This window comes from Dethiosulfatibacter sp., from assembly GCF_983023055.1.
Window position 1 is genome coordinate 11,711 of record NZ_CEZJXU010000012.1, and the last position, 3,902, is coordinate 15,612.

A 3,902-nucleotide genomic window follows, 5' to 3' on the forward strand; every position below is an offset into this window, starting at 1 on the left:
GAAGAGTCATTTCCTTAACTCCGTTTGCATTTGCTCCTGGAGCGTTGAATACTACGATTCCCTTGTCAGAACATTTTTCGACTGGAACGTTGTTTGTACCTGCACCTGCTCTTGCGATAGCTTTAAGTGAATCGGGAAGTTCAGTGTCGTGCATTTTAAAACTTCTTAGCACTACTCCGTCGGCAGCTGAAATATCTTCAGGAGTAATGGAATATTTGTTTCCGTCAAAGTTTTTTAGGCCTTCGTTTGATATTTTGTTGAAAGTTGTAATATTAAACATTTTTGCACCTCTTTTTATTAATTATTAAAAAATCTTATGAACAATATTAACAAAAATTAACAAATAGTTCAAGTTAAATAATGATAAATCCATAGTTTTTGTTAAGAAATTAACGACAAACGTTTGTGGAGTGTTTACAAAACCAGAACTGAATTAGTGCTTTTATAAATCTATTGTAAGGAGAACCCGTATATGGTATTGTAGTTAAGAAAACTGATGAAATCAATATTTACGATAATTTATAAATGGAGAAACAACATATGAATATAAATGAAACTGTGCAAAATGAAAGGAAAAGTGACTGGTTGAAAGTTATAGCAATGGTGACAATGCTAATAGACCATGCGGCCTATTATCTAGTTCCCCACAACACTACAATATATCTGGTCATGAGGATAATAGGAAGGGTTGCATTTCCCATCTTTGCTTATTATGTGGCCATGGGATTCAAAAGAACTTCCAATATAAATAAGTATATGGGAAGAATGTTAGTATTTGCCCTCATAACGCAGGTGCCTTTTTATTTCTTTTCCCACGGTGAGTTTTATCTCAACGTCATGTTTACATTCTTCATGGCACTTCTCATGTTGAAGTTTTATGAAAAAAATAATCTTATATGGGTGGTCATGCTTTTTCTGGCTGACGTAGCAAACATGGACTATGGAGCGTACGGACTTTTGATAATTCTCATATTTTATCTATTTGGAGACAATAAAAAGAAGGCATTTTTACTTTTGTTGCTCCTTTCTCTTGTATATGATTCACTTAAAGTATTGGAGTATGGAAACCTTCAATGGTCTTTTTACATCCAGTCTCTATGTGTAATGGCGGTACCCATAATATATTTCAAGTTTAAGCAAATAAGGATAAATAAGTATATATCCTATCTTTTTTATCCTGTTCACATAAGCATAATAGTATTGATAGAAAAATTTTTATAGAGGTGTAGTATGTTCAATAGTATATTCATTTATTTTGCTCTTTTGGGTATCGGAGGAGTATTGAGCTACAAGGGAATAATCCATGACAAGCTTCTGAAGAGAGCCGGCTATATGCAGATGGTTTTTCTTTACATACTTATATTTATAATGGGAATTAGGCTTGGAATGAACAAGGACGTCATTGAATCTCTAGGAACAATAGGCTTCAAGTCTGGAATATTTGCAGTCATGACTGCCGTAGGTGGAATTAGTGGAGTTTTTATCATTGACAGGACAATAATTAAAAGTGGAAATAGCAGAAAAAAGGAAAGTATGAAAGGAGGAACAGACAATGACAATTAAAATTTTACTTGTTCTGGTAGCTGGTATTCTTTCGGGTATTTATATAATTGATCCATCATTTTACGGAACTACGGATATATTCCTCAGTATAGGATTGTCCCTTCTGCTGTTTTTTGTAGGTATTGATATAGGAAGCAACAAGAAGGTGTTTGGACAATTAAAGAAAATGGGATTAAAGATAATCCTTGTGCCAGTATCAGCAGGTCTTGGATGTCTGGCAGGAGGAATTGCCACCGCTTTAATATTCAATATGCCGATTCTAGAGGGAGCGGCAGTGGCGGCAGGATTTGGGTGGTACAGTCTTGCGCCTATTCTCATAGCTCCATATTCTGCGGAGCTCAGTGCAATAGCATTCCTTACAAATGTATTCAGGGAGATTCTGGCAATAGCATTTATATCATATACTGCAAAATATATAGGATATTTTGAAACAGTAGCACTTGGTGGAGCTACATCCATGGATACTACTCTTCCTATAATATCAAGGAACACTGATGCGGAAACTACAGTTGTCGCTTTTGTAAGTGGAATGATAATGACCATGTCGGTACCTGTACTTGTTCCTTTCTTTGTATCTCTTTTACAGGTATAGAAAAATACAAAAAAGTGTATAAAAAGTATTGACAACGGTATGAATATGTATTATAATTCATATAAATTCAAATTAAATCTATTGATTGAGAAAAGTAAGTGAGAAGAGAAGCTTAAGCGAGCCGGAGTTGGTGCGAGTCCGGTAGTGAAACTGCGCTGAACAGAACTCATGAAGAGGTTTCCGGAAACGTATAGTATGGAAACTCGGTTAAATACCGTTATAATGAAAGAGATGAAGCGATAGCTTTAAATAGAGTGGTAACGTGGATATAATCCGCCTCTGGTATAAGAGGGCGGTTTTTTTTATACAAATTTTATTTATTAGCTAATGCATAGTTATGCAATGTTTCAAGAAGAGTGGTACCGCGACTACACGCCTCTTCACAAGGGTGTGTTTTTTTTATACCCAATTTCAGGAAACATAGCCAATATAGGCTAATAAAATGAAGGCAATTTACTGGAGGTAAATGAAAATGAGTAAAGAAAAAGTAGTATTAGCATATTCGGGTGGACTGGATACATCGATTATTATTCCTTGGTTAAAGGAAAACTATGATTTTGAAATCATAGCATGTTGTGTAAATGTTGGTCAGGAAGACGATATGGTTGAAGTTAAGAAAAAAGCTATATTGGCTGGTGCAAGCAAGATATACACAGAAGATGTAACAGATAATTTTGTAGAGGAATTTGTATTTGATGCCTTGAAGGCAAATGCTGTTTATGAGGGAAAATACCTTTTGGGAACTGCAATAGCAAGACCTATAATAGCAAAGACACTTGTTGAGGTAGCTCACAAGGAAGGAGCAAAGTATATTGCTCACGGATGTACTGGAAAAGGAAATGATCAGGTAAGGATTGAAACAGTTATTGCTTCAATCGACCCTAATATACAGATAATTGCTCCATGGAGAATTTGGGATATTAAATCGAGAGAAGATGCAATTCAATATGCAGAAGCTAGAGATATACCTCTTACAGTAACAAGAGAAAAGATTTATTCAAGGGATCAAAACCTACTCCATATAAGTCATGAAGGTGGACATATTGAAGATCCTAAGAACCAGCCTGATTTGAAAGAGCTTCTTATGATGACAAAGACACTTCAGGAAGCAAAAGATGAACCTGAAATAGTTGAAATAGAATTCTTTAAAGGTAAGCCTATTAAAGTAAACGGTAAGGAACTGTCTGGAAAAGAAATACTTACAACACTTAATCACATAGGTGGAGATCATGGAGTTGGAGTAATAGATTTACTGGAAAATAGAATGGTAGGAATGAAATCAAGAGGAGTATATGAAACTCCTGGTGGAACAATTCTTTGGTATGCACATTCAGAGCTGGAAAGACTGGTTCTTGAGAAAGACGTGCAGCACTACAAGGCTCAAATTGCCAATAAATATGCCGAGCTTGTTTACAATGGAATGTGGTACAGTGGTTTGAAAATGGCTTTTGACGGGTTTATAGATCAAACGCAGGAAACTGTATCCGGTAAGGTTAAGGTTCAATTGTACAAAGGCAATATTCTTTCAGCTGGTATGGAATCACCATACGCAATTTACAATGATGAAATATCATCATTCGGATTCAGTGAATTGTTTGATCACCACGATGCTGAAGGATACATTAAATTAATCAGTCTTCCTTTTAAAATAAAAGCTCACTGTCTTGGGGATGAATATCTTCAAAAGACTTTTAAGAAAAAAGAAGCTTAATAAATCAGCTGTCCCCAGTGGGCAGCCTTCTTTTTT

At 35.5% G+C, this 3,902-nt stretch carries 4 protein-coding genes, 1 pseudogene and 1 other annotated feature; of the genes and pseudogenes, 4 read left to right on the top strand and 1 reads right to left on the bottom strand.

What is annotated here, in order from left to right; translation table 11 throughout:
* A pseudogene (locus AC3AX0_RS01350) lies at window positions 1–280 on the bottom strand (3-phosphoglycerate dehydrogenase); the annotation flags it as partial.
* 260 nt (window positions 281–540) lie between these two features.
* Here AC3AX0_RS01350 and AC3AX0_RS01355 point away from each other — a divergent pair.
* The 4 genes from AC3AX0_RS01355 (at window position 541) to AC3AX0_RS01370 (ending at window position 3,866) form a co-directional block, all read left to right on the top strand.
* On the top strand, window positions 541–1,221 hold the full coding sequence (locus AC3AX0_RS01355; protein WP_487548504.1) for a TraX family protein: 681 nt from the start codon (window positions 541–543) through the stop codon (window positions 1,219–1,221).
* Between the two features lie 9 nt (window positions 1,222–1,230).
* A complete protein-coding gene (locus AC3AX0_RS01360; RefSeq protein WP_487548505.1) occupies window positions 1,231–1,563 on the top strand; it encodes a LysO family transporter in 333 nt (110 codons plus the stop codon).
* The gene (locus tag AC3AX0_RS01365; protein WP_487548506.1) at window positions 1,553–2,155 is read left to right on the top strand and encodes a LysO family transporter; all 603 of its coding nucleotides are present in this window, start codon (window positions 1,553–1,555) and stop codon (window positions 2,153–2,155) included. The genes AC3AX0_RS01360 and AC3AX0_RS01365 overlap by 11 nt, the downstream gene beginning before the upstream one ends.
* Before the next feature lie 72 nt (window positions 2,156–2,227).
* Window positions 2,228–2,439, top strand: a binding site (T-box leader).
* A gap of 188 nt (window positions 2,440–2,627) precedes the next feature.
* Window positions 2,628–3,866 carry an argininosuccinate synthase gene (locus AC3AX0_RS01370; RefSeq protein WP_487548507.1) on the top strand — a complete coding sequence of 413 codons (1,239 nt, stop codon included), beginning with the start codon at window positions 2,628–2,630 and terminating at the stop codon, window positions 3,864–3,866.
* Window positions 3,867–3,902 lie beyond the last annotated feature (36 nt).

Bases quoted from the DNA above. Each gene is read 5' to 3' on its own strand.
- AC3AX0_RS01355 (WP_487548504.1), top strand. From the start codon at position 541: ATGAATATAAATGAAACTGTGCAAAATGAAAGGAAAAGTGACTGGTTG.
- AC3AX0_RS01360 (WP_487548505.1), top strand. From the start codon at position 1,231: ATGTTCAATAGTATATTCATTTATTTTGCTCTTTTGGGTATCGGAGGA.
- AC3AX0_RS01365 (WP_487548506.1), top strand. From the start codon at position 1,553: ATGACAATTAAAATTTTACTTGTTCTGGTAGCTGGTATTCTTTCGGGT.
- AC3AX0_RS01370 (WP_487548507.1), top strand. From the start codon at position 2,628: ATGAGTAAAGAAAAAGTAGTATTAGCATATTCGGGTGGACTGGATACA.